Raw genomic sequence first — 24,839 nt, forward strand, 5'->3', positions numbered from 1 at the left:
TCATGGTCTCGACCAGGCTGAAGATCGTCATCCTTGCTCCCAACGTTGGCTTTGACCAGTGCGTCGAGAGGCGAGACTGTCGCATCTCTAACTGGCCCAACTGTCGCATTACTAAATAGCCTCTACATACAAAGATCACATAAGATAGATTATGGAACTAAAAGGTATCAAAGAAGTGGGTTGCGATCAGAGATCGATTTCGACCTCGAAAGCCAGGCCGTCATAGGCTGGCTCCACATGCGGCGGCGTTTCGCCCATCACCGTTTCGTAGTCCAGCGGAATGTGCATGTGGGTCAGGATCGCGTGTTTTGGCGCTAGCCGCGCGATCCATTCAAGCGCCTGATCGATCGAGAGATGGCTTGGATGATAACGGTACTGCAGCGAGTCGATGATCAAGACATCGAGACCGCCGAGCTTGCTGACGCTTTCTGCCGGAAAGTCGCTTACATCGCTGCAATACGCCACGCCGCCAATCCTGAAGCCGAGCGAATTGATGTCGCCGTGGACCTGCATATGCGGCAGGAAGCGGATCGGCCCGCCGGGACCGTCAATGATGATCGGCTCGTCCATTGTCTCAATGAGCACGGGTTGGACGATCGGCGGATAATTGCCACCTGGTGGAGTTTCAAGACAATACCTGAACCCCTGCCTGATACGCTCCATGGTGAACGGGTCAGCATAGATCGGAATGCGGTGCTTTTGAAGAATGAAAAACCCGCGCAGGTCATCGATACCGTGCAGGTGGTCGGCATGGGCATGGGTATAGAGAACCGCATCGACGCGCTGGACGCGATTGGCGATCATCTGCTCCCGAAAATCAGGCCCGGTGTCGACCACGACGACCGTGCTGCCGCCATCCGGCGCGATCTGTTCGACCATGAAGGCGGCACGGGTACGCCTGTTTCTCGGATTGCTCGGGTCGCAGGCGCCCCAGTCTCCATTCAACCGCGGAACGCCGGGCGACGAGGAGCAGCCGAGGATGGTGAAGCGCCGGCGATAGCGAGCCACGGTCAGAGCCTCGGCATCCTGGAGAAAATGCGCAATGCGTTCTCCGTCGTGATCCGCGCGATCTCCTCGTAACTGACGCCCTTGCATTCAGCGAGAACCTCGGCCGTGTTGACCACGTATGAAGGTTCGTTGCGCTTGCCGCGCCAGCGTTTGGGCGCCAGATAAGGTGCATCGGTTTCGACCAGCAGCCGGTCGAGCGGCACGCTTTTGGCAATCTCCCTCAGATCCTCCGATTTGGGAAAGGTCAGAATGCCGGAAAACGAGACATAGCCGCCGAGCTCCACGCCCGTGCGGGCGAGTTCGGCACCTGACGAGAAGCAGTGCAGGATGAAGGGAAACGCCCCCTTCCCGCTTTCCGTCGTCAGAATTTCGATCATGTCGTCATCGGCGCTGCGGCTGTGAATGACCAGCGGCAGTCCGGTCTGACGTGCCGCAGCAATATGCCGGATCAAGCCGGTCTTCTGGTCAGCGGGTGTCTGGGTATCGTAGAAATAGTCGAGGCCGGCCTCGCCGATCGCGACGATCTTTTGGTGGGCATTCGCAAGACGAACCAGGTCCTCCGTCTGGACGTCGAGTTCGTCTCCGGCATTGTTCGGATGGGTTCCGACCGAGCAGAACACGGAAGGGTATCTCTCGGCTATTGCGAGCAATCCGTCGAGTTTCCGCACCCGGGTTGAGATCGTCACCATCTGCTTTACGCCCGATTCATGGGCCCGCGCGATGATCGCATCGCGTTCTTCTGCAAAATCGGGAAAATCCAGATGGCAGTGTGTATCGATCAGCATGATAAGCCTTGAACCTCAGGCAGTCGCTTCCGGAGCCACATAACGCGGAAAGACCGGTGTCGGTGCCTCGAGCAGGGTTCCCGGCTTCAGGCGACCGGTTTCGCCGAGCGCCGCGAAGCTGCGGCCGTCTGAAGCGACAGCAAGCAGATCAAGCAACCTCGCCGATGACTCCGGCATGAACGGCTGCAACAGGATTGCGATCTGCCGCACGACTTCGGCCGTAACGTAAAGCACGGTAGCCATCCGCGCCGGATCTGTTTTCCTCAGCACCCATGGCGCCTGCGCGGCGAAATAGCGGTCGGTTTCCGAGACCACTCCAATGACCGCCGCCAGGGCGCGGTGAATGGCCTGCTTGTCCATTTCTGCGCGGCAGGTTGCGAGCATCTCGTCGGCGGCGGCCACCAATTCCTTGTCGGCATCCGTCAATTCGCCCGGCTCCGGCAGCTTGCCGTCGCAATTCTTGACGATCATCGAGAGAGACCGGCTTGCGAGATTGCCGATGCCATTGGCGAGGTCGGCATTGACCCGAGCGGCTATCAGCTGCTCGTTGCAATTGCCGTCATGGCCGAAGGAGATTTCGCGGCAGAGATAGTAGCGCAGATAGTCGAGCCCGAATTTTTCGATGAGTTCGAACGGGTCCACGACGTTGCCGAGCGACTTAGACATCTTCTCGCCGTTGTTCAGAACGAACCCATGCGCAAAGACACGTTTCGGCAGCGGCAGCTGCGCCGACATGAGGAAGGCCGGCCAGTAGACTGCATGGAAGCGGATGATGTCCTTGCCGATGATGTGCACATCTGCCGGCCAATATTTGGCACGGGGACCGCTCTTGTCCTCCAGATAGCCGGTTGCGGTGATGTAGTTGGTAAGCGCGTCGACCCAGACATACATCACATGCGCCGGATCATTCGGTACCTTGATACCCCAATCGAAAGTGGTGCGGGAAACCGACAGGTCCTTGAGGCCGGATTTCACGAAGGAGATCACCTCGTTGCGGCGCTCGTTGGGGCCGATGAAATCCGGGTTCTCCTCATAATGCTTCAGGAGCTTGTCGCCATAGGCCGACAGCTTGAAGAAATAGCTCGACTCCTCGACCCATTCGACCGGCGTCCCCTGAGGTCCATAACGCACACCGTCGCGCACCTCGGTTTCACCCTCGGCGTAATAGGCTTCGTCGCGTACCGAATACCAGCCGGCATAGGTATCCTTGTAGATATCGCCGTTTTCCGCCATCCGGTTCCAGATGTCTTTCGACGCCTCGTGGTGACGCGGTTCGGTGGTGCGGATGAAGTCGTCGTTGGACGCGTTCAACAGCTTCCCCATCTGACGGAATTCGCTGGAATTGCGCTCCGCCAGCGCCTCCGGCGAGATGCCTTCGGCGCGCGCAGTCTGCTGCATTTTCTGGCCGTGCTCGTCCGTACCGGTAAGGAAGAAGACGTCCTTGCCGTCGAGACGCTGGAAACGCGCCATGGCATCGGTCGCGATCAGTTCGTAGGCATGCCCGATATGCGGCTTGCCGTTCGGATAGGAGATCGCGGTGGTGATGTAATAAGGCGTCTTGTCGGACATGAAGCACTCGGACACTTTGAAAAAGAGTTGATGCCGCTCTTAGCGTATGTTTCGCGGATGCGAAACACAAAGTTCCTTGCAAGTGTCTCCGCCCCTCATGCCCTGGTTATTGCCGCGCAGCGTCAAGGATCGAAATAATGGTCTGCTTCCGGTCGAGATTGTAGGTCTGCGCGATGGCGATCTTTTCGCCGATATTGCTGACGAGCTTGGCCTGCCGGTCAGCGGTTGCGAGGTCTCCGGCCAGCGCCGCATCGCGTGCCCGCGCGATAAGATGGTCGCTCAGATGTTCCACGAAAAAGCCGAAGATCACTTCACTCTCCTTGCCGGACAGCACATCTGCGAGCCGATGCATCGCTTTGCGGGCCGTCGCGCCTTCCGCCGCGATTACTTCGTCGAACGCCGCGATGATTTCCGTGCCGCCGTAATTCAGCAGCTTCAATGCCTGCGCAACACTGCCCTTGGACAGCGACAGCACCGTCTCTTCCGTCTTGCCTCCATCGAGCGGCATGCCGAGGCCAGCCAGCGCCCGTGAGAGGTCGTTTTCTCCCAAAGGCGACAGCCTCAAAGGCTGGCACCGGGAGCGGATTGTCGGCAGCAGTTTCCCGGGCGCGTGGGAAAGCACCAGGAACAGAGCCCGCCGGGGCGGCTCCTCAAGGATCTTGAGGATGGCATTTGCCGCATTGCGGTTGAGATCGTCGGCCGGATCGATGATGACGATCCGCCAGTTCCCGGTACCGGATGTCTGCGAAAAAAAGTGTCCCGCCCTTCGAACCTCGTCGACCGTGATCGCCGTCTTTGCCTTGCCGGTTTTCTCGTCGACGGGACGCGTCAAATGCAAAAGATTATGTGAGGCGCCGGAGGCGAGCTGACGGCTCACCGGCGAATCGATATCGGGGTCGGCGATATGGCCGGGGGCCGTCGCCGGATCCGGATGGGCGAGCACGTGGTTGGCGAACCGGAAAGCCAAGGTAGCCTTTCCGATCCCTTCCGGCCCTTCGATCAGGATTGCATGGTGAGCTTTGCCGGATTGGTAGCTGCGCGCCAGAAAGTCCTCGGCCGCGCGATGTCCGTAAAGATGCGGATTGCGGGCCGGCGGCAGTGCGCCGTCGAGGATGCCGACTGCTTCTTCGCTCATCCGACCGATTCCGCGCTGCTCGAATGGGTAAAGCCGAGTTCGCGCGCCAACGGTTCCACCACCGCGAAAATCTCGTCCGCGATCTCTTCTTCAGAGCGCTCGGCATTCACGATGTGGCAGCGCTCCGGCTCTGCCTCTGCGATCTCCAGATAAGCTTCCCGACGCTTCTCGTGGGTCTCGATCTCCTCGCGCTCGAAGCGGTCGGGAGCATTGCCGGCGCCGCGCTTGCGGGCGCGCTTCAGCCCGATTTCCGCCGGCAGGTCGAGAATCAAGGTGCAATCTGGCATCACTCCGTCGATCGCAATCCGCTGCAGCCTCTCGATGAAATCCCATTCAAGGTTGCCGGTCACACCTTGGTAGACCCGCGAGGAGTCGATGAAGCGATCACAGAGCACGACGGCGCCGCTTTCCAGCGCTGGCCGGATGACTTCTTCCACGTGATCGTTTCGAGCGGCAGCGAAGAGGATTGCCTCCATGCGTACGCCGAACTCCTCGGCAGCACCCGACAGGAGCACATGCCGCACGGCTTCGGCGCCCGGTGATCCTCCTGGCTCGCGGGTTACCAACACGTCATGGCCGCGTCGGCGCAGCTGATCTGCGAGCCTGCGAATCTGGGTGGATTTGCCAGCCCCCTCGCCGCCTTCGAAAGTCACGAACAATCCGGAATGTTCTGCCACGCGTATTTCCGCACTCATCTTCACGGGGCACTTATAGCCCAATTGGGTGCGCCGCGAAATAAGTGTATCAATTAAAGCCAGAAGAACATCAGTTCCAGCAGCGCATCCGTTGCTCTGCTCGTCAGCGTTCCCGTCCCGACAGATTGAGCCGTAACCAGCGGCACCTCCCGCACCACCCGATCGCCCGCGGAAATCCTCAGGACACCAACCTCCTGGCCCTCGGCGACCGGCGCCCGCAGCGGCCATTTGTAGACGATGCGGCCCGAGAGCCTTTCGGGATTGCTTGTCCCCAAATAGATGTCAACGGGCTCCCTGGCGACGAGATCGATATATCGCGACGTCCCGCCATAGACGCTCGCCTGGCCGATCACCTCGCCTTGTTTGAAAAGGACTTTCGTCTCAAAGGAGGAAAGCCCCCATTCTAGAACCCTTCGGGCTTCCTCGAGCCGCTCCTTGTCGCTCGCAAGCCCGCCTATGGCCAGGAAAAGCCGTGTGCCGTCCCGTTGCACCGAGGCGACCAGCGCATAGCCGAAGCCTTCGGCGAAACCGGCGCCAAGGCCGTCGACGCCCATATTCGATCCCAACAGGGGATTCTTGTTACGCTGGAAGATCTTGTTCCACTCGAAATCCGGCTGCGAATAGAGCGGGTAGAATTCCGGATAACTGCGGTAGATATGCCGCGAGAGTTCGACGAGGTCGCGGGCCGTGGTGCGGTTTTCTACGCCAGGCAGTCCGGTGGAATTCCCGAAGACGGAACGGGTGAGGCCGAGGTCCCGCGCTCGGGCGGTCATCCGGGCGGCGAACTCGCCCTCGGAACGGGAAAGGCCTTCGGCAAGGATGATGCAGGCGTCGTTGGCGTTCTGCACGATGACGCCTCTGATAAGGGCGTTGACAGGCACCTGCGACTTCAACGCGGCGAACATGGTTGTCGTCCCGGATGGTGCCCCGCCTGTGCGCCAGGCGTATTCGCTGACCGGATAGACGCTGTCGAGGCTGAGCTCCCCGCGTTTGATGGCGCTGAAGACGACCTCCATCGTCATCAGTTTCGCAAGTGACGCCGGCGGGAAGCCCTGGTTCTCATTGGAAGCAAGCAGGACCGTTCCGGTTTTCGCCTCCACCAGATATATCTGCTTTGCTTTGGTGACGAAGGCTGGCGCGGGCTCTTGCGCGCCTGCTGTCTTCGCAAAAGAGACAGCGCCGAGGAGGATAAGGACTAGAAGGATCAGCCGCCGCATCATTACCCCGCAGGTCATTTCACCTATGCCTATCAGCGCCCTTCGTGACGGGCAATCGGCTAGGATTTCAACGCACGGGCTTTTGAGTGGGCCTTGCAGATTCCAGGACGACATTGCCGAACATGACCTGCGGAGCTTTTGCTTGCGGCTCGGTTACATATGCGGCAGCGACCGTCGCCGTTTGGCGGCTCACTCCGTAGCCCGATGGGCGTTCGGCAGGAACAGGTCCGATCTGGGGCAATACGGCCACCTGATCGAATGCCTGGGACGCCTGCGGAGCGGCGGATACGGGAGCCGGCCCGCTCGGCGTGCGTCCGGCAAGTGCGACGGATGCGGGCATTGCCGAGCCGTAGCTTTGAAGCTGCTCGCGGAGTGGCTGATTGGATGCAACCATGACGCCTGTTGCGATCTGCCCTTCCGGCCTGATCGACGGCAGACGATCACCCTTGCGCACGTACGAGGCCATCAGGAATGGCATGTCCTGGCCGTCCATACGGGCCCGGCCGACATATTGGACATTGACCTTGGCGGTCCCCGTCCGCTTCATGTCGAGAAGTTCGGCCGTCTTGCCCGAAACGTCGATGATGCGGCCCGGATGATAAGGTCCGCGGTCGTTGACCCGGACGATCACCGAAGATCCGGTGTCGATATTGGTGACCCTGGCATAGCTCGGCAGCGGAAAGGTCGGATGGGCTGCAGAAAGATGGGCGCTGTCGTAGACTTCGCCATTGGCGGTCAGGCGCCCGTGAAAGGCCGAGCCGTACCAGGAAGCAAGACCGCTTTTGCTGTAGTTCGGATCTTCCTTCGGAACATAGGTCTGCCCCTTTACCTGATAGGGCTGGCCCACCATGAAGCGGCCGCCACCCTTCGGCACCGGTCTGCCGTCGGCAACCACCCTGGGGCTCGCCTTGACGCCGTATTCCTTTTCCGAAAAATATTCCTTGCTGCGGGGCTTCTTCTTTGGGGCCTCGGTTGTGGCACAAGAAGCCATACCGAGGCAGACCATCGTTATCCCGAGCCATTTCGCACTGAGCGAAAGCTTGCCGCCACTCAAACCCAAACCCGTCCGTCCCATGCCGCCTTCACCGCCTCAGGCAGATGATGGTCCTCGTCACCACCCTGCCCTTGCCGGCCAATGAACCGGTTCGGGACATACCCCTATGTCCGCGAACCAATGGTGTTCTAGTTTTGCTGGCAACGTGGCGAAAATGCGAACGAAAACTGTGGAATAATTAAAGTTCTACGCAGTATGGTTAACTCTCGGTAAATAGTAATGCCCTGGAAGGGGCGAAAAGCCGGATAGACGAAGAGCCATTGTCGTTCGCCAACCGGTTTCACAGCGGCCAAAGGTTGACGCCGTAAGCCCGCAGGCTATAAAGCCCCACCAGTGGAAGAGTGTCCGAGTGGTTTAAGGAACCGGTCTTGAAAACCGGCGTGCGGGAAACCGTACCGTGGGTTCGAATCCCACCTCTTCCGCCATATCATGATGGCGATGCCCCGTGTCCAGTTCGGCGCAAGCCACGATTTCTATGGTCTCCTTAACCGGAATGATGCCGGCCGCAATTTGGGGACAATGACATGTCGAACGAAACAACTTCCTTTACCCAGCCCTCCGAACAGTCGATCGCGCTGTTCCTGCAGGATAACGACGCAGACAAGCTGACCGATATCCTGGTCGAGGCGCTTTACGAAGCGTTCCGCACGCTCGAAGACGAAATCCGCCTCGACACCGTCCACTGAGCATAGCCTCCGTCAGGCGCTGCCTGACTGAAGCGCCCGTTCGTAATAGGCTCTGAGTTCGGGGATATCGCGCATCAGGTCTGGCGCCAACTGCTGCTGGCTGCCAACATCTCGCCGATAATGCGCTTCCAGGAATTGCTGATGTGCGGCGAGCGCACCTTCAGAACATTTGCGTGTGACGGTGAAGACGGGCGATTCTTCCGTCTTGCCCTTGACCGTGATCCGGTCGAGTTCCAGCACGGCAAAGGCTTCGCGCACCGCGCGCGCCGTCCTCTCGCCGAGCAGCAGCGATACGCCATAGGCTTTCGATGCGCCCTCGAGCCTCGCCGCCAGATTGACCGTGTCGCCCAGAGCCGAATAGTCGAAACGGCTGGTGGAACCCATGTTTCCCACCACACATTCACCGGTGTTGATGCCTATTCCGATCCTGAGCGGATAATGGGTTCTGCCGGCGCCCTCGGCCTCCGCCTTGAGATCCTCATTCAGCACCTCCATTGATTCCAGCATGTCGAGCGCGGCAGAGACCGCATGGGCCGCATGCGCCTGATCGTCCAGAGGGGCGTTCCAGAAAGCCATGAGGCAATCGCCGATATATTTGTCGATCGTTCCCGAATGCGACAGGACGATATCGGAGAGCGGCGTCAGAAGGCGATTGATCAGCGCGGTCAGCTGCTCGGGATCGTCCTTGAGCTGTTCCGAAATCGTCGTGAAGCCGCGGACGTCGCAGAAAAGGATCGAAAGCTCCCGCTTTTCGCCGCCGAGCTTCAACCTGGATGGATCGCGGGCAAGCTGGTCAACCAGCGCCGGCGCCAGATATTGCGAAAAGGCGCGCGTGATTTGCCGGCGGTTCTTCCGCTCCTGGGCGTAGTCAAGCGTCGCCTGCCCTGCAGCGATACCGACGAATGCAAGAGAAGGCGCCAAGGGTGGGATGAACACGCGGCCGAAGCGCAGCGCCAGATAGCTGACTGCGAAGAGGACGACGATTGCGGTTGCCCCGACTGCCACAGTGCGCCAGCCGGTCCCCTTCCACACCAGTACGACCGCCGACAACACCGCGAAAAACAGGATGCTCTGCTTTGCCGGCCCTTCGGCCTCTTCGATCCAGCTCCTGAGCCTGAGGTTGTCGAAAACGGTCGCCTGGATTTCGGCGCCCGCGGTCAACCGGCCCGTGTGAACGGTATAGGATGTCGCAAAGGCATCTGCCCCGCCGTTTTCGATCGAAGGCGCGTTCTGCAGGCTGAGACCCACGATGACGATGCGGTCCTTGAAAATCCCCGGCGGCAGAAAGTTTTCCGGATCGAGTGCCTGGTAATAGGAGACGGTCGGATAGGTTCTTTGGCCTCCGAATGTCTGGATCAGACCGACCCCTTCCGGCAGCTCCGCATCAACCCCGGCTGCGGTCGCGACCATCGCCGCAAACCCGTCGTCATAAGCGGGCACTTCGCGCAGGACGCCGTCACGGTGCAGCCCGACCGAGGCAATGCCGGTCAGCGCGAATTTATCGGAAAACAACGGCAGCGGCAGGACGCGAATGAACTGGTCGGCCTGATCCGACGTCACCAGCGTCTCGTCGCCGGCAAGGACCACATCCGGACCGAGCGCTGCCGCAAGCGTCTCATCCTCTTCCGGTGTCGAGGGTTCGGAAAAAATGATGTCCAGGCCGATCACCTTCGCGCCTGCTGCACGGAGAGCCGAAATCAACTTGGCGTGCTGGCTGCGTGGCCAGGGCCATTGCACGTTGATCTCCGAAAGCGACGGCTCGTCGATGGCAACGATGATCGGCCCATCCTTCGGCAGTGGCGGTGCGCCCATCGTAGACAGATAATCGAAGGCGCGGTAGTCGATCAGCGGCCAGCCGGGAAGCTTTGCGACCAGCGCCACCGCCACGAGGGCGAAGGCTGCCAAAACGACGACCTGCAGGCGGCGAGACGAAAGTAGTCGTGATGTGGTCAACGAAGATATCTGCCGGCTGGCCATCAGAAACGGACCGTAAGCGTACCCTTGAAGACCCGCCCCCAGCCGGGCGTATTCCCGTTCAATTGAATATCTTCGTCTAGAAGATTATAGGCAGCGAGCTCCAGTTTGAACCGTTTGTCAAACGGCTCCCAGGTCAGGCCGGCATCGATTGTCCAATAGTCATCGAGCTCGAGGCCGGTCTCGTTGACGCGTTCACCTACGTAGTTTGCGGCTACCGTAGCCCTCAAGTTGGCTTCATTGACCCAGGTGAGTGCGGCCTGCCCGGCCCACTCGGGCACATAAGGCAGCTGCCCTCCTGCGGCTGGCGTGGTGCTTTTATCGTCGGTATCGGTGTATATTATCGTTGAAGACAAACCGAATCCACCTCCAAGGAGGAGGTTAGCGTTGAGGCTCGTCCTATCAATCGTCCCGCGCCCGGTGTCGAACGTCGTTGCCTGTAAGGGGATGGAGATGCTGGCGTCGCGCACATCCTGGTGCTGGAACTCAGCGGCGGTAAAGAAATAGTCTGTCCACTCCGCATCCCATCTGAACGCATAGGTGTCCACGGAGCCGCTCGGATCGATAGAAAGCTGATTCGGCTGCAAACCGACGACGCCGATAGGCGACAACGTGGGGATGGTCGAATCAAAGCTGTCTCGGATAAAGCCGGCGCGCAACCATTGACCTTCGAAGGGCGACCAAGCAATTCCAACCCGTGGGTCCAGCCTGAAGACCTCGGTTGTGTCATCCGCAATAAGCGAGCCGAACAATGCATATTCGGCCTTGAAATCAGCCGATATTTCATGAAGCAAGTCCGCGTAAATACGGCTGACGCCGCTTCTTTCAATATCCTCAATTGGCGTACCCGGAAAGGGCGGGACCACGAGAGAAAAATTCTGCGACTGAAAGGTGTCGACCCACCCGCCCTCAATTCCGTATCGAAGGGCGAAGTTTTCCAGTCCGATGCTGTGATTGATCGCTGCAATATATGATTGTTTGCGGGCTTCATTGGTTGTCAACGTGGTCAAGACCGGCAACCCGCCCAATAGAGTCTCGCTTAGGAGGTCGCTTTTACTTTTCTGCTCATTGAAGAGCAGACCAGCATTAAGAATATTCTCGTGGGCGAAGGTATGGCTCCAGCCGATGCCGCCGCTGGTGGCGGTGGCGGAAATGTCAATGCTGTCCGCTGTAACAACACCCGGTGCCGATTCAAATTGAAACCCCCGGGAGAAATCGGTGTACCCCCGACTAAAATACAGGACAAATCGATCATATGGCGTCGGACTGGCCGTCAGATATCCGTTCCCACCCAAAATCTTGTTGTCCACGTTCAAGTCCGTCAAAGCGCCGATATCCCGGCTGTCCGGCACTGTCTCCCATTTCAGGTTTCCGTAGAAGCTAATTGGGAACGGCAGGTTGCTGTAACCCTGGATATCACCTTCGGCGACATAGCCGAGCTCGCCGTTTGCCTCGGTTATGCCGCCGCCGATAGAGCCCTCGAAGAAGGGGCGACGGAGAAGATTTGCCGAACGCGAGCGGCCTGAAATGACGTGCGGCTCCAGCATCAGGCCCTGCAGGAAGGCCGAGAAGGATTGACCGTTCGTGGTATTGTTGAAGATGTCCGTGCCGGGAGAATAGTCGTTGGCGAGAATGTCGGCGCTGCCGCGGATGCTCTGGTCGATATAAGCAGTCCCGGCGAAGGGATCGAATACGGCGTCGCTGTAATATTCTGCCCAGGCATTCATGCCCTGGAAACGGAAAGCGTCGTTCAGGGTGGAGCCTGCCTGCTGATTGGCGCCGAGCGAGCTGTAGTGGCCACCCCGCGCCTGTGAGCGTCTTACATATTCCTGCGCATGTCGGATCGCGCCTTCGGAATCGTAGTTGTCGATTGCAATCGCCGCGCGTGCCGCGGATATTACCGGGTCGTTGTTATCGAGACGATCGGCATTGTCGAGCGCTTGCGCGGCGGGAATACGATCCCCCTTTTCGTAATAAGCCGCCGCCAGCAGGAGCTGACCCTGAGAATGGCTCGGGTTCGAAACCGTTCCTGCCAAAAGGTCATCAATTGCCAGGTCAAGCTGGCCCGTCTGCAGGTAGTACATTCCGCGCACCACCAGCGCCGGACCAAGCGTCGGATCGAGCTTGAGGGCCAAATCAAGCTCACGTTTTGCGTCTTCAACCCGGCCGTGTTCCAGGTAGAACACGGCAAGATTGGTCCGCGCGACCGGATCTTCCGGGTCGAGCTCGATGGATTTCCTGTAGTCGGCTTCCGCCTCCCGGTCCGCACCGAGTTCGGAATGAAGCGTACCGCGCACATTCAACGCAGTGCTGCTGCCGGGTGTGACTTCGAGCGCTGTTTCAATGTCCGCCAGCGCACCCTTTATGTCGCCCTGAACCCCCGACTTGTAATGGGCGCGGATTTCGAGTGCGGTCGGTTCACGCGGGTCGATCGACAGCGCCTTGTTCATTGCCTCCAAGGCTTGCTCGCGGTCGTTCAGAAGCAATGCGAGCCAGGCGCGATAGGCCGGAAGCTCGGGATCGTCCGGATACTGTTTTTCCGCATCTGCCAGAACCTTTATGGCCGCCTTGAAATCCTGCAGGAACCCGATCGCATAGGCATGCAGGAATGCTCCATCCGGCCCGCCAACATGTTTCGGCAGACTCTCGACCCGGCTGGGGTCGGCGAGCGATCGGGCGTAATATCCGCCGTAGAGCGCAATGCTGCGCCGTTTCTTGTCCAGCCCGCGCTCCGCTTGGGCGAACAATTTGGCCGCCTCTGCATACCGCGTCTCGGAGGCAGCAATCACCGCCTTGATCAGGTTCACGCGCGCTTGCTGGGAGGAGGAGAGCGGTTTTCCTTCCAATATCGCCAGGGTTTGCTTGGTCCGTTGCCGGCCTTCCAGCGCAAGCTGCGCTTCGGCAAGCGTCACCCAGTCGTCGATGCTGCGCCTTTCCGGCGCTGTGGCCTGGATACGGTCCGCCTGCCGGCGCATCTCTGCGACCGGCTGCGCGGACGGCGGCATGCGCTCGAACGCTTCACGCGGCGGCAGGTAGAAGAGCATCTGCTCGCGGTCATCGGATTCGACGATCGCGACCTTTCTGGGCGCCTGCCCGATCGAGGCGACGGCCCCCTCGCCCTGCCGCACGTCGACGCTGCCTTGCGGGTTGCTGAGCTCCACCTGGCCTTCGAGAACCTGAAGCGAGGTCTGGTTGCCATTGACGGTCATCGTCCAGTCGGTGCCGCGGATCGCTGCCGCTGCCGCGGGTGTTTCGACCCGCACCCCCGGGCCGCCGCGCTCGGCGCGCGCCCAGATGGTGCCTGACTGCAGCTCCAGAATGGTGTCGGCGCTTGTTCCGGCAGTCATCTGCTTGACGACCAGCGACGAGTTGCGGCCAAGCCGCACTTGCGTCCGGTCGGAAAAGACGATCGCCAGCTGACCCGCCGCGTTGGTGCGCAGAACGTCGCCCGTCAGCAGGTCCTGCTTGAGGTCGACGACCTGCCAGTTTGACAGGTCGATGAAACGGACTTCCTCGCCCGCTTTGCGGGCTATGACTGCTCCGGCTGCCGGAGCCGAGCGCGCAACGGGTTCCGCCCATGCGGGAGCCGGTATTGCAGCCGCAAGTATAGGCAGCACAACGGCTGCAATATAAAGTCGTTTAAAATCCCCCAACATGCCTCACCAGTGCTGATAAATATGTCGGGAGTCAAGGTAGAGGCGCCGCCGCCGGATTGCTTTCCCCGCAAAGTGTATTAACAGGGAAACAGTTTTAGGCGGGGACGATCGACTTGAGTGACTTCGACAGCGCACCGACAGAGATGCTTGAGATGCCTATGGCGACCGGCGAGGTCACCGAGGAATATTTCAATCACGTCCGCAAGATAAATGACGTCTATTACGACCAGATCAAGATATCCGATCAGAAGGCTGCCTACATATTCACCTTCATGCTGGCTTTCTTGGTTTCATCTGCCGAAGGGCGAAGCGTATTTAATCTGACGCGCTATATTCAAGGAGAATGGGCGGAAATTGTTCTCTCTGCCGCGCTCGCTCTCGCGTCCGTCTTCTCGATTCTTTCTGCTATTCTTGTCGTTTTGCCACGGCGGATCGAGAAGTCCACCTCGCTTTTCTGGGGTACGTGGCCAAATCATCGGCCGCTGTTCGAGCAGGCGGCACAGCGCAGCGATGTCAGCTATCTCTTCAACGAATATCTGGACAATGCCGACGTGCTCTCGCTGATCGCCAGGCAGAAATACAAGTTCGTATCTTATGCCTTCCGGGGCCTGATGTTCACGGTGCTTGCCTATGTATTGCTGTTGTTGGTCAGCCAGAACGCAAGTTGACCTTCGCAGACCGGCTGCGAAGCAGGCTCGCGTTGAACCTGCTTGTCTTTCCGAGTCGGACATGGTTGGCGTGAGCAAACCAAACGTATAACGGATTCGCACAATGTCATCAGCCGCCGTTCCCTTTGCAACTATCGGTCTTTTGATCCTTTCCAACGTGTTCATGACGTTTGCCTGGTACGGTCACCTTAAATTCGAGGACAGGCCGCTTTATCTGGTGATCCTTGTGAGTTGGGGGATCGCATTCTTCGAATATTGCGCCCAGGTTCCGGCAAACAGGATCGGCTACGGCTATTTCAATGCGGCGCAGCTGAAGACGATCCAGGAAATCATCACGCTTTCCGTCTTCGTTATTTTTTCAGTTCTCTATCTGGGCGAGCCGATCCACTGGAAGCAGATCCTCGGCTTCTGCTTCATCGCTCTCGGCGCCTTCTTCATCTTTACGAAATAGCCGCTCCGGAACTCTCGCACCGATGGGGCGTTGGGCCACCGTGACCTCAGGTGGTGCGATGAGAAAGCATTCAGGCGATATCCGGATCGGCATCTCGGGCTGGACCTACAAACCCTGGCGCGGCGTCTTCTATCCGCAGGGGCTGCCGCAGAAACAAGAGCTGAGTTATGCGGCGGAGCATTTTCGTTCGATCGAAATCAACGGCACGTTTTATGGTCTGCAGCGTCCCAGCAGCTTTGCCACGTGGTATGACGCCACGCCTGAGGATTTCGTCTTCGCCGTCAAGGGTTCGCGTTACATTACGCATATGCGGCGCCTCAAGGACATCGAGACTCCGTTGGCCAATTTCCTGGCCTCCGGCGTCCTTCGGCTCGGAAAGAAACTGGGGCCGATCCTATGGCAGTTTCCGCCCCGGTTGAAATTCGACCCCGACCGTTTCGAAGCTTTCTTCAAACTGCTGCCCAAAGATACCGATGAAGCCAGTGATCTGGCGGGGCGGCATGATGCTCGTCTCGACGACCGAGCCTATGTCGAGACGGATGAGAGCCGGCCGATGCGTCACGCTGTGGAAATCCGCCACGACAGCTTTCGCTCGCCCGATTTTATCGATCTCCTGCGCCGCTATCGGATCGGCCTGGTTGTGGCGGATACGGTGGATTGGCCGCTCCTGATGGATCTGACGGCTGATTTCGTCTATTGCCGGCTCCACGGTTCCGAACAGTTGTATGTCAGTGGTTATGATGACGAGGCGCTCGATCGCTGGGCGCATCTGGTCGCTGAATGGGTAAAGGGCCGCGATCCGAAAGAGGCTCAACGTGTCTTGCCGCCCTCGCCGTCCCGTACGCACGGGCGCGACGTCTATGTCTACTTCGATAATGATGTGAAGGTTCGTGCGCCGCGGGATGCCGAATCGCTTGCCGTCCGCCTCAATTCGGGGTCCGTGGCCTCTCGCCCGAAAGGCTTTAAACGCGCCTGAGCACAGCCTGTTCGCTTTTCCATCTCCATGCCTTCATTTCCGTCTCGGTTTGATTTAGAGACAGTCCTTCAAACCGCCTGACAAGGCGGCCTGACTGTTCACAAGGTATGTCGATCGATGCTTGATTCCCTCAGAAACGCCGCCCGCTCGTGGGTTGCCAAGGCTCTCCTCCTGCTTCTGGTCGTTTCCTTCGGCATATGGGGTGTTTCCAGTTCCCTTTTGACGACCAGCAGCAATACCGTGATGACGGTCGGTGATCAGCAGATCTCGACGGAGGAATTCCGGCTCGCCTATCAACGCCAGATAGCCAATCTGAGCCGTCAGTTCGGCATGCAGCTTACCGCCGAACAGGCCCGGGCCTTCGGCGTCGAAAACGATGTCTTTGCCCAGCTTGCCGCCGGTGCTGCCCTCGACCAGCTCTCGGACGATATGAATCTCGGCCTGTCCGAAAATCGTCTCGCCACTTTGATCTCCGAGGATCCGGCCTTTAAGGGCGTCAACGGCCAGTTCGACCGCAACCTCTTCACCTCGCGCCTGCGCAATGCGGGGCTGCGAGAGGACGACTATATCAAGGAGCGCAGCAAGGTCGCCGTGCGCAGCCAGGTGGTCGAGGCGGTCTCGGACGGGTTCAAGCCGCCGCAGGTTCTCGTGGAAGCGCTCAAGCATTACCGCGATGAAACCCGTTCGGTGGATTATCTCCTGCTCTCCAACGCCAATATCGATCCGGTCAAGGCGCCGGCCGAGGACGTGCTCGCAGCATGGTTCGAAGGCGTGAAGACGCGGTATCGCGCCCCGGAATATCGGAGCTTCGCTTACGTAAAGCTGCAGCCCGCTGACATCGCCGATACGTCCTCGGTGACGGACGACGCGGTTCGCGCCCAATACGAAAAAGGCAAGGACAGCTATAAGACGCCTGAAACGCGCACGATCGAGCAGCTCCCCTTCCCCAACAAGGAAATGGCGGAGGCCGCGGCAACGCAGCTCAAGGATGGTACTGCGACGTTTGATCAGCTGATCGCCGATCAGGGTAAGAACAGCGCCGACGTTCTGCTGGGTGATTTTACCAGGGACAATCTCCCCGACGCCGCATTTGCGGATCCCGTCTTCAAGGTCGCTTCGGCTGGGGACACCACGCCGGTTGTCCAGGGAACGTTCGGACCGGTGATCCTGCGTGTCACCAATATCCGCCCGGAAACGACGCGCTCCTTCGACGAGGTCAAGGAAGAGATTCGGAAGCAGCTGTCGGTGAGCACGGCGTCGCAGGAGGTATTGAGCGTCCACGACCGCTTCGAAGACATGCGCAGCGGCGGCACGTCGCTTGAGGAAACCGCAAAGGCGCTCAATCTGAAGGTCGTGACGGTCACTGCCGACGCGTCCGGGCGCAACGAGCAGGAGCAGCGTATCGCCGATCTTCCGGCTTCCACGCAGTTGCTGGGCGAAGTCTTCCGCACAGAGCCAGGCGCTGATACGATTCCGGTCAGCCTCGGCAATGACGGCTATGTCTGGTTCGAGGTGCGCAATATCACCCCCGAACGCGAACGTCCGCTCGCCGACGTGCGTGACAAAGCGGTTGCCGACTGGACGGCCGAGCAGCAGCGCCAGGCGCTTACCGCGAAGGCAAACGAACTGAAAGGACGTCTCGACAAGGGCGAGACCCTTGCCGCGATAGCCGAAGAGCTCGGCCTGGCGGTCGAAACCAAGCAAGGCCTGCGCCGTGGCGCCGAGGATGCAATCTTCGGCGGCGAGGCGATTGCCGCGGCTTTCTCGGGCCCTGTCGACACGACTGCGACCGCGCTCGGAGCCGATGGCGAAAGCCGCCTGCTGCTGAAGGTCACTGCAATCGACCAGGCAACGACCGATGCCCTCTCCGGCGATGAACAATTGCAGCGGATGGCCGAGTCGGCGGGCGACGATATGCTTGACCAGATGGTCAACAGCCTCAAGAATACCTATGGCGTCTCGGTCAATCAGACCGTGGTCGATCAGGTCATGCTCCAGTAACAAAGGATGATCCGAGTATGCCTGAGCTGAAGCCCCTCATCGCCAAGGTCGCCAATGGCGAAAGTCTAACGCGCGAAGAAGCGCGCGAAGCCTTCGATATCCTGATGTCGGGCGAAGCGACGCCCTCGCAGATCGGGGGCTTCCTGATGGCTCTTCGCGTTCGCGGAGAGACCGTCGCCGAGATCACCGGAGCGGTCTCCACCATGCGGGCAAAGATGCTGCCCGTCGTAGCGCCCGACAACGCAATCGACATCGTCGGCACGGGTGGCGATGGTACCGGCACCTACAACATTTCGACCCTTGCCTCGCTAATCGTCGCAGGCTGCGGCGTGCCCGTCGCCAAGCACGGCAACAGAGCCTTGAGCTCGAAATCCGGCGCGGCCGATACGCTGTCGGCGCTCGGCGTCAATCTCGAAATCGGCCCGGATCAGATTGCCCGCTGCATCAGTCAGGCCGGCATCGGCTTTATGTTTGCCTCCATGCATCACGCGGCCATGCGCCATGTGGGGCCGAGCCGGGTGGAACTCGGCACGCGGACGATCTTCAATCTGCTGGGACCGCTCTCCAACCCTGCCGGCGCAAGGCGTCAGCTTTTAGGCGTCTTTGCGCCGAAATGGTTGGAACCGATTGCCGAGGTGCTGCGGGATCTTGGCTCCGAAACCGTCTGGGTCGTGCATGGCGACGGTATGGACGAGATCACCACCACAGGCATCACTCAGGTCACTGCGCTTGAAGATGGGAAGATCCGCTCCTTCGAACTGACGCCGATGGATTTCGGAGTTAGTCCTGCGACGCTCGCTGAATTGAAGGGCGGAGATGGCGTGGCGAATGCCGCCGCCTTGCGTTCGGTCCTCGGCGGTGCCAAAAATGCCTATCGCGATATATCGCTCTGCAACGCGGCAGCCTCGCTTGTCGTCGCCGGCAAGGCCGAAACGATCGCCGACGGCATGAGGCTTGCTACCTGTTCGCTGGAAAGCGGTGAAGCTGCGGCCGCTCTCGAGCGTCTGGTCGCGGTGTCGAACGACGAGGATTAAGGCAGTGGCGGATATCCTGAGGAAGATCGAAGCCTACAAGCGCGAGGAGATTGCAGCGGCAAAAGCCAGCGTGCCGCTCGCCGATTTGAAGGCCCGTGCCGCCGACCAGCCGTCCCCGCGCGGTTTTTACCGGGCCTTGAAGGCGAAACAGGATAGCGGCGCTTTCGGTCTGATTGCCGAAATCAAGAAAGCCAGCCCGTCTAAGGGGCTGATCCGTCCCGATTTCGATCCACCATCGCTTGCCAAGGCCTACGAGGCGGGCGGAGCCGCCTGTCTTTCGGTGCTCACCGACAAACCGAGCTTCCAGGGTGCACCGGAGTTTCTGACCGCCGCGCGCAATGCTTGCGCCTTGCCGGCTCTGCGCAAGGATTTCATGTTCGAGCCCTATCAGGTTTACGAGGCGCGCGCCTGGGGCGCCGATTGTATTCTGCTGATCATGGCGTCGCTATCCGACGACGAGGCGCGCGAACTCTACGACGTAGCCGCAGAACTCGGGATGGATTCACTGATCGAGGTGCATGACGAGGTGGAGATGGAACGCGCGCTGAAGCTCCCCTCGCCGCTCGTCGGCATCAACAATCGCAATCTGCGGACTTTCGAGCTGAGCCTGGAAACGAGCGAGACGCTTGCCCCCATGGTTCCGGCCGACCGCCTGCTGATAGGCGAAAGCGGCATCTTTACCCATGACGATTGCCAGCGCCTGAAGAAGGTCGGTATCAACACATTCCTGGTCGGGGAAAGTCTGATGCGGAAGGACGACGTTGCCGCGGCGACCCGGCTGCTGCTTACCGGCCAGACCGCGCTGGCGGCCGAATAATGGGAAACCTCACCCATATAGGCGCTTCGGGCGAGGCGCATATGGTGGATGTCGGCGACAAGGCGGACACCGTGCGCCAGGCGACCGCGGAAGGTTATGTCAGGATGCTGCCGGCAACACTGGCGCTCATCCGCGACGGCAACGCCAAGAAGGGCGACGTGATCGGCACGGCGCGGCTTGCGGGTATTATGGCGGCAAAGAAAACGTCCGACCTCATTCCGCTCTGCCATCCTCTGATGCTGACGAAGGTTTCCGTAGAGATCATCGAAGACGACACGCTGCCTGGACTTCGCGTCAGCGCGACCGCGAAACTCAGCGGCAAGACCGGCGTCGAAATGGAGGCGCTGACAGCGGTCTCCGTCGCGTGCCTGACGGTCTACGACATGGCCAAGGCCGTTGATAAAGGTATGGAGATCGGCGGCATCCGCTTACTCGAAAAGACCGGCGGCAAATCCGGAACCTACCGCGCGGGAGATTGAGAATGGCGCTTTTGCCCGTCTCGGAAGCGAAGAGCCGGCTTTTGGCCAAGGCGATCCCGGTTGAGACGATAGAGGTCGTGCCACTTGCGGATGCCGACGGGCGCGTGCTTGCCGCCGATCTGGCGGCGCGCCTCACACAGCCGCCGTTCGATGCTTCGGCAATGGATGGTTATGCTCTGCGCGCCGCGGACGCTCCCCGGATAGGCACGGAACTGACGGTGATCGGCAGTGCTGCGGCGGGCCACGCCTTTTCGGGCGCTGTCGCGGCAGGCCAGGCCGTGCGGATATTCACCGGCGCACCGGTCCCGGAAGGGGCAGATGCCGTATTGATCCAGGAAGATGCCGAAAAACTCGAAGGCGACCGTATCCGCACCAAATTCGAAGTGACGAAGGGTCGTCACGTTCGTCCTCGGGGTCAGGATTTTCGCGAGGGCGAAACCGTACTGGCGGCAGGCACGCTGCTGGACTTTTCCCATGTCACCGTCGCGGCGGCGATGAATTACGCGGAGCTATCGGTCCACCGCCGGCCCCGCATTGCCATACTTGCAACCGGCGATGAGCTCGTTCAGCCCGGCAATATGCCCGGCGCGGCGCAGATCATCGCCTCCAATACGTTCGGCATTGACGCACTGGTGAAGGACAATGGCGGAGAAGTTCTCGACCTCGGCCTCGTCAACGATCGCGAGGAGGATATAGCCGCCGCTATCGCAAGAGCGAGGGCCGCCCGCGCCGACGTGCTCGTAACGCTCGGCGGTGCATCGGTCGGTGATCACGATCTCGTCCAGGCAACCTTGAAAAACGCAGGTATGGAACTCGACTTCTGGCGTATCGCCATGCGGCCCGGCAAGCCGCTGATGGTCGGCCGGCTTGAGGACATGCAGGTACTCGGTCTGCCGGGCAACCCGGTCGCCAGCCTTGTAACCGGCATGCTCTTTCTGGAGCCGCTGGTGCGAAAACTGGCCCGCCTTCCGGAAAGACGGCGGCAGATAGAGGGAACTACGGCCGGAAGGCTGCCGTCCAACGACCAGCGGCAGGATTATCTCCGCGCAAAGCTTTCCAGGGACCGGGACGGTAACGTGATCGCCGAGGCCTTTGACAAGCAGGATTCCTCGATGATGAAGATTTTTGCCCATTCCGACGGGCTGATCATCCGTCCGCCGAATGCGCCCGAGCTGCCTGCGGGCGCGCCCTGCCCGATCCTTCTCATCAGGCCCTGAGCCGGCCAAGCGCATTCCCGCCCGCCGGAAGAACAGGGAGTTCCGACCAGTGCCCGCAGATGAGCCCCGCCCGAGCGTCCTCTGGTTCCGGAAGGATCTCCGTCTTGATGACAATCACGCCCTTCATGCCGCCATCGAGGCCGGCGGACCGATTGTTTCGGTCTATATTCGTGAGCCCGCCGCCCACAATATCGGCCCGCTTGGGTCAGCGCAGAGCTGGTGGCTGCATCATTCCCTGGAAACCCTCCAAAAATCGCTGAGATCGCTCGGGACAGATCTGCTTCTTCTGTCCGGAACGGCCGATCGTGTGCTCGCCGATCTGGCTGACCGGATCGGCGCACGGTCGATCTTCTTCAATCGGGCGTATGAGCGATCGTCGCAGGACTGCGAAATCGTCCCGACGTTGAAAAAGCGTCGAATTGCCGTTCACACGTTCCACGGGCAGCTTTTGTCCGACCCTCTGGAGATCCGGACGAGCGCCGGTGCGGCCTTTCGCGTCTTTACACCTTTTTGGAACGCGCTTCAGAAGCGAGACGAACCGCACGAGCCTATCGACGCGCCATCGAGAATTTCCGCATATCCCGGCCCCCTCCCTTCTGAAGATCTGGAAGATTGGAACCTTTTACCGCAAAAGCCCAACTGGGCGTCGCATTTCCCTGCGGCTTGGACCCCCGGGGAGCAGGGCGCGCAGCAGCGGCTTGCCGACATAATCGACCGAAAGCTGCAGAACTATCGAGACGGTCGCGACCTCGCCGCTGAAGAGAACACGTCGCATCTTTCGCCCCATCTGGCGTTCGGTGAAATCTCGCCCGCCCGCATCTGGCACGCCACGCGGAGCCTGCCTCACACGGCATCTTCGGACGTTGCTCACTTTCGTCGCGAATTGGCTTGGCGTGATTTCTGCTACGGCCTGCTCGTCGAGTTTCCGCATCTTCATGACCGCAACTGGAACAGCAGGTTCGACGCGTTCCCGTGGGAGGATGATGCGCAAGCGTATCGGGCCTGGACCCGCGGGCAGACGGGTTATCCGATCGTCGACGCCGGAATGCGTCAGCTGTGGCGTTACGGCTTCATGCACAACAGGGTGCGGATGATTGTCGCGTCGTTTCTGGTCAAAGACCTGATGATCGATTGGCGCAAGGGCGAACGATGGTTCCGGGACACGCTTGTCGATGCCGACCCGGCCAATAATCCTGCGAACTGGCAATGGGTTGCCGGATCAGGCGCGGACGCCTCCCCGTTTTTTCGGATTTTCAATCCAGTCCTCCAGGGGGAGAAGTTCGATCCCGAAGGCGACTATGTGAAGATGCATGTGCCGGAGCTCGCGAAGCTCGACCGCAAATTTATTCACCGCCCGTTTGAAGCACCAAAGCAGGTTTTGGATCAGGCGGGTATCGAACTGGGCAAGGACTATCCGAAACCCATTGTCAGTCACGACTTCGCCCGTGACAGAGCTCTTGCTGCCTATCGGGCAATGCGATCCTGAATAATCAATGCCTCACCCCTCTGGCGTGCCTGCCTGGTCGGAAACATTAGCCTCGGCCTCATGAGGTTGCCCGATCAATACCCAGATATGGCCGCCTGGATCAAAGATGGACGCCACTTCCCGGTCGCGGAGATCCGTTTGCACTGGATCTCGGATCATCCCCCCGGCTTCGATGGCTGCATTCACGATTTCGCCGACGTCAGGCACGGTAAGCTGGAAGATGGTGCTGACGGCCCCCGGCGTCTTTGGATAGAATGGCCCGCTGTAGGATGGGGCGGCTTCATGCTTTGGATCCGAGCCGCAGATGACGATGTTGAACGGGCCGAGCTGCAGCTCGATCATCAGCAGCCTCAGCATCTCGTAGCAATTGACTTCTTCCGCACCGAAAACAGCCTTGTAGAACTCGGCGGTCGAGCGTTCCTGCCCTTGCTCCACGAAAAGGCTCAAACTCAAGTTGATTTCATTGCCGGTCATCATTCCGATCGCCTCGATTCCGGCGTCAGGATACCGGGAAATGCGTGACAGAGCCACGTCACTCGCCGCTATAACTGCTCATTCCCCCAGGCCATATGAGCGGGAGCCGATAGCGGGTCCGGTATAGCGGGCACGAGGCCTGATCAGATGCCCGCTTTCGACCTGTTCCAAGGCATGGGCAAGCCAGCCGACCGCATGGGCGAGCGCAAAAATCACCAGCGGCGCGTCCTCCGGAAGCCGGAACTTTGCAGCGAGAGCCGCAAGCGCGAAGTCGATATTCACCGGCTCGCCGAGCATCTCTTCGCCAGCCTCGGCAAGGTTGGCATAAAGTTCCGGCGCATCGAGGTCTGCCATCAGCGCTTTGGCGCGCGGATCGCCTTGCGGATAAAGCCTGTGTCCGAATGCCCGTACGAGGCCCTCCGAGGACAATGCGCTGCGGATCGCTTCCCGCGCTCCAACCGATGCGGCCTGTTCTGCCAGCAGTGATATGCTCACCCAGGCGCCACCGTGGCGAGGGCCGGATAGAGCGGTCAACCCGGCCAATACGGCGGCGGAAAGAGCAGCTCCCGAGGAGGCCGTCACCCGCGCTGCAAAGGCGGATACGTTGAGTTCGTGTTCTGCGGCGAGAACAAGCGCCTTCCGAATAAGCTCTGCTGCCTGGGGCCGCTGCCAACCCAATGCCAACCGATCGTGCAGCGGCAGCTGTTCCGGCCACGGGGCAAGCGCTTCGGCCAAGGCCGACAGCACATCCGCGGCCTCAACCCGAAGAACCGAGGCATTTCTTCCCAATGCGGGAAGATCCGTGGCAGACCGGGCGGCGAGCCTCATGAAAGCCGATCCCATCCGAGACGCTTCCGGTTCATTTTCTCCACCTGCAGAGATCCGCACGCTGGCGGTATTCCACAGAAGCGCCGCTGCCTCCTCCAGCGTTGCATGCCGGGAAAGTTCGACAGCGTCCACGCCGCGATAGAAAAGCTTTCCATCGGCAATGGTCGAGATCGTCGTGGGCAGGATCGGATCGCCCCACCGGATGGTTTCTGCCGCCACCACCGCCGACTGCCGTCGACCGGCGTTGCGTTCCGCCAGCCGTTTCACGTCCGAGAGCTGGTAGAGGCTGCGGCGGGGATCTGACGAATCGGCTTTCGCGCGAATGCGTCCGCGGCTAACATTGGCATAAAGCGTCTGCGGTTTGGTTCCGAGAAGGGCAAGCGCCTCTTCGGCGGTGATCCAGAGCGTGTTCATATTGATCGATTGCATCAAGATTGACGTCAATAAGACTAGGTCCGATCATCTCCCTCGTAAAGGAGGTGGCATGAAAGAGGCCACGTCCATGGAGAGAACGGATCTCTGAGATGCAGATGATCTTAGGACAGTCACGCTTTGCGCCGTTTGGCTTACCTTTCCTGGGTTTTCGCGAACTCAGTGAAGGAGAGCAAAGCGTGACTGCACCTTATGAT

The 24,839-nt window shown here is 59.9% G+C and carries 21 protein-coding genes and 1 tRNA gene; 11 read left to right on the plus strand and 11 right to left on the minus strand.

Features of this window, described 5'->3' with window-relative positions:
• Positions 1 to 186 precede the first annotated feature (186 nt).
• From C5L12_RS25575 to C5L12_RS25605, 7 genes are all read right to left on the minus strand, one after another.
• Positions 187 to 1,008: an MBL fold metallo-hydrolase gene (locus C5L12_RS25575; protein WP_105374870.1), complete on the minus strand. Its 822-nt coding sequence runs from the start codon at positions 1,006 to 1,008 to the stop codon at positions 187 to 189.
• Positions 1,009 to 1,010: 2 nt separating this feature from the next.
• Entirely contained in the window at positions 1,011 to 1,793 is a 783-nt protein-coding gene (locus tag C5L12_RS25580) for a TatD family hydrolase (protein ID WP_105374871.1), read from the minus strand.
• Positions 1,794 to 1,808: 15 nt separating this feature from the next.
• Entirely contained in the window at positions 1,809 to 3,377 is a 1,569-nt protein-coding gene (gene metG / locus C5L12_RS25585; protein WP_280952553.1) for a methionine--tRNA ligase, read from the minus strand.
• A gap of 91 nt (positions 3,378 to 3,468) precedes the next feature.
• Positions 3,469 to 4,497, minus strand: coding sequence for a DNA polymerase III subunit delta' (locus tag C5L12_RS25590; RefSeq protein ID WP_105374873.1), 1,029 nt, complete (start codon positions 4,495 to 4,497; stop codon positions 3,469 to 3,471).
• A complete protein-coding gene (tmk, locus tag C5L12_RS25595) occupies positions 4,494 to 5,192 on the minus strand; it encodes a dTMP kinase (RefSeq protein ID WP_425350829.1) in 699 nt (232 codons plus the stop codon). Before tmk ends, C5L12_RS25590 begins: the two co-directional genes overlap by 4 nt.
• 53 nt (positions 5,193 to 5,245) lie before the next feature.
• Positions 5,246 to 6,427: a D-alanyl-D-alanine carboxypeptidase family protein gene (locus C5L12_RS25600; protein WP_245423026.1), complete on the minus strand. Its 1,182-nt coding sequence runs from the start codon at positions 6,425 to 6,427 to the stop codon at positions 5,246 to 5,248.
• A 49-nt stretch (positions 6,428 to 6,476) separates the two neighbouring features.
• A complete protein-coding gene (locus C5L12_RS25605; RefSeq protein ID WP_162712566.1) occupies positions 6,477 to 7,484 on the minus strand; it encodes a septal ring lytic transglycosylase RlpA family protein in 1,008 nt (335 codons plus the stop codon).
• A gap of 314 nt (positions 7,485 to 7,798) precedes the next feature.
• Here C5L12_RS25605 and C5L12_RS25610 point away from each other — a divergent pair.
• Both C5L12_RS25610 and C5L12_RS28485 read left to right on the plus strand, forming a co-directional pair.
• Positions 7,799 to 7,888: transfer RNA gene (locus C5L12_RS25610), tRNA-Ser, on the plus strand.
• Between the two features lie 99 nt (positions 7,889 to 7,987).
• Positions 7,988 to 8,149 carry a hypothetical protein gene (locus C5L12_RS28485; protein WP_165924278.1) on the plus strand — a complete coding sequence of 54 codons (162 nt, stop codon included), beginning with the start codon at positions 7,988 to 7,990 and terminating at the stop codon, positions 8,147 to 8,149.
• Between the two features lie 12 nt (positions 8,150 to 8,161).
• Here C5L12_RS28485 and C5L12_RS25615 read toward each other — a convergent pair whose 3' ends face one another.
• Both C5L12_RS25615 and C5L12_RS25620 read right to left on the minus strand, forming a co-directional pair.
• Positions 8,162 to 10,126: a CHASE2 domain-containing protein gene (locus tag C5L12_RS25615; protein WP_105374876.1), complete on the minus strand. Its 1,965-nt coding sequence runs from the start codon at positions 10,124 to 10,126 to the stop codon at positions 8,162 to 8,164.
• On the minus strand, positions 10,126 to 13,779 hold the full coding sequence (locus C5L12_RS25620) for a FecR domain-containing protein (RefSeq protein WP_105374877.1): 3,654 nt from the start codon (positions 13,777 to 13,779) through the stop codon (positions 10,126 to 10,128). The genes C5L12_RS25615 and C5L12_RS25620 overlap by 1 nt, the downstream gene beginning before the upstream one ends.
• A 113-nt stretch (positions 13,780 to 13,892) precedes the next feature.
• Between C5L12_RS25620 and C5L12_RS25625 the strand changes: the two genes are divergently transcribed.
• The 9 genes from C5L12_RS25625 to C5L12_RS25665 all read left to right on the plus strand — a co-directional run bounded on the left by C5L12_RS25625 (position 13,893) and on the right by C5L12_RS25665 (position 22,908).
• The gene (locus C5L12_RS25625; RefSeq protein WP_105374878.1) at positions 13,893 to 14,447 is read left to right on the plus strand and encodes a Pycsar system effector family protein; all 555 of its coding nucleotides are present in this window, start codon (positions 13,893 to 13,895) and stop codon (positions 14,445 to 14,447) included.
• Between the two features lie 103 nt (positions 14,448 to 14,550).
• Positions 14,551 to 14,898, plus strand: coding sequence for a DMT family protein (locus tag C5L12_RS25630; RefSeq protein ID WP_105374879.1), 348 nt, complete (start codon positions 14,551 to 14,553; stop codon positions 14,896 to 14,898).
• Between the two features lie 58 nt (positions 14,899 to 14,956).
• Positions 14,957 to 15,874, plus strand: coding sequence for a DUF72 domain-containing protein (locus C5L12_RS25635; protein WP_105374880.1), 918 nt, complete (start codon positions 14,957 to 14,959; stop codon positions 15,872 to 15,874).
• 117 nt (positions 15,875 to 15,991) lie between these two features.
• Complete coding sequence (locus C5L12_RS25640; RefSeq protein WP_105374881.1) at positions 15,992 to 17,875, plus strand: SurA N-terminal domain-containing protein; 1,884 nt, start codon at positions 15,992 to 15,994, stop codon at positions 17,873 to 17,875.
• Between the two features lie 17 nt (positions 17,876 to 17,892).
• The gene (gene trpD / locus C5L12_RS25645) at positions 17,893 to 18,909 is read left to right on the plus strand and encodes an anthranilate phosphoribosyltransferase (RefSeq protein ID WP_105374882.1); all 1,017 of its coding nucleotides are present in this window, start codon (positions 17,893 to 17,895) and stop codon (positions 18,907 to 18,909) included.
• A gap of 4 nt (positions 18,910 to 18,913) precedes the next feature.
• Complete coding sequence (gene trpC / locus C5L12_RS25650) at positions 18,914 to 19,726, plus strand: indole-3-glycerol phosphate synthase TrpC (protein ID WP_105374883.1); 813 nt, start codon at positions 18,914 to 18,916, stop codon at positions 19,724 to 19,726.
• Positions 19,726 to 20,205 (plus strand): cyclic pyranopterin monophosphate synthase MoaC, encoded by a 480-nt coding sequence (gene moaC, locus C5L12_RS25655; protein WP_105374884.1) that lies wholly within the window; start codon positions 19,726 to 19,728, stop codon positions 20,203 to 20,205. Before trpC ends, moaC begins: the two co-directional genes overlap by 1 nt.
• Before the next feature lie 2 nt (positions 20,206 to 20,207).
• Positions 20,208 to 21,422, plus strand: coding sequence for a molybdopterin molybdotransferase MoeA (locus tag C5L12_RS25660; protein WP_105374885.1), 1,215 nt, complete (start codon positions 20,208 to 20,210; stop codon positions 21,420 to 21,422).
• A 49-nt stretch (positions 21,423 to 21,471) separates the two neighbouring features.
• Positions 21,472 to 22,908, plus strand: coding sequence for a cryptochrome/photolyase family protein (locus tag C5L12_RS25665; protein WP_245423027.1), 1,437 nt, complete (start codon positions 21,472 to 21,474; stop codon positions 22,906 to 22,908).
• A gap of 12 nt (positions 22,909 to 22,920) precedes the next feature.
• On the opposite strand, the gene C5L12_RS25670 is transcribed toward C5L12_RS25665, so the two are convergent.
• Together C5L12_RS25670 and C5L12_RS25675 are read right to left on the minus strand one after the other, a co-directional pair.
• The gene (locus C5L12_RS25670; RefSeq protein ID WP_245423028.1) at positions 22,921 to 23,439 is read right to left on the minus strand and encodes a VOC family protein; all 519 of its coding nucleotides are present in this window, start codon (positions 23,437 to 23,439) and stop codon (positions 22,921 to 22,923) included.
• A gap of 21 nt (positions 23,440 to 23,460) precedes the next feature.
• The gene (locus tag C5L12_RS25675) at positions 23,461 to 24,639 is read right to left on the minus strand and encodes a citrate synthase (protein WP_245423029.1); all 1,179 of its coding nucleotides are present in this window, start codon (positions 24,637 to 24,639) and stop codon (positions 23,461 to 23,463) included.
• Positions 24,640 to 24,839 lie beyond the last annotated feature (200 nt).

This window comes from Neorhizobium huautlense, assembly GCF_002968575.1.
Taxonomy (GTDB): domain Bacteria; phylum Pseudomonadota; class Alphaproteobacteria; order Rhizobiales; family Rhizobiaceae; genus Neorhizobium; species Neorhizobium huautlense.

Bases quoted from the DNA above. Each gene is read 5' to 3' on its own strand.
- tmk (WP_425350829.1), bottom strand. From the start codon at position 5,192: ATGAGTGCGGAAATACGCGTGGCAGAACATTCCGGATTGTTCGTGACT.
- C5L12_RS28485 (WP_165924278.1), top strand. From the start codon at position 7,988: ATGTCGAACGAAACAACTTCCTTTACCCAGCCCTCCGAACAGTCGATC.
- C5L12_RS25630 (WP_105374879.1), top strand. From the start codon at position 14,551: ATGTCATCAGCCGCCGTTCCCTTTGCAACTATCGGTCTTTTGATCCTT.
- C5L12_RS25605 (WP_162712566.1), bottom strand. From the start codon at position 7,484: ATGGGACGGACGGGTTTGGGTTTGAGTGGCGGCAAGCTTTCGCTCAGT.
- C5L12_RS25635 (WP_105374880.1), top strand. From the start codon at position 14,957: ATGAGAAAGCATTCAGGCGATATCCGGATCGGCATCTCGGGCTGGACC.
- C5L12_RS25660 (WP_105374885.1), top strand. From the start codon at position 20,208: ATGGCGCTTTTGCCCGTCTCGGAAGCGAAGAGCCGGCTTTTGGCCAAG.
- moaC (WP_105374884.1), top strand. From the start codon at position 19,726: ATGGGAAACCTCACCCATATAGGCGCTTCGGGCGAGGCGCATATGGTG.
- C5L12_RS25620 (WP_105374877.1), bottom strand. From the start codon at position 13,779: ATGTTGGGGGATTTTAAACGACTTTATATTGCAGCCGTTGTGCTGCCT.
- C5L12_RS25615 (WP_105374876.1), bottom strand. From the start codon at position 10,126: ATGGCCAGCCGGCAGATATCTTCGTTGACCACATCACGACTACTTTCG.
- C5L12_RS25590 (WP_105374873.1), bottom strand. From the start codon at position 4,497: ATGAGCGAAGAAGCAGTCGGCATCCTCGACGGCGCACTGCCGCCGGCC.
- C5L12_RS25640 (WP_105374881.1), top strand. From the start codon at position 15,992: ATGCTTGATTCCCTCAGAAACGCCGCCCGCTCGTGGGTTGCCAAGGCT.
- trpD (WP_105374882.1), top strand. From the start codon at position 17,893: ATGCCTGAGCTGAAGCCCCTCATCGCCAAGGTCGCCAATGGCGAAAGT.
- C5L12_RS25580 (WP_105374871.1), bottom strand. From the start codon at position 1,793: ATGCTGATCGATACACACTGCCATCTGGATTTTCCCGATTTTGCAGAA.
- C5L12_RS25675 (WP_245423029.1), bottom strand. From the start codon at position 24,639: ATGCAATCGATCAATATGAACACGCTCTGGATCACCGCCGAAGAGGCG.
- C5L12_RS25600 (WP_245423026.1), bottom strand. From the start codon at position 6,427: ATGACCTGCGGGGTAATGATGCGGCGGCTGATCCTTCTAGTCCTTATC.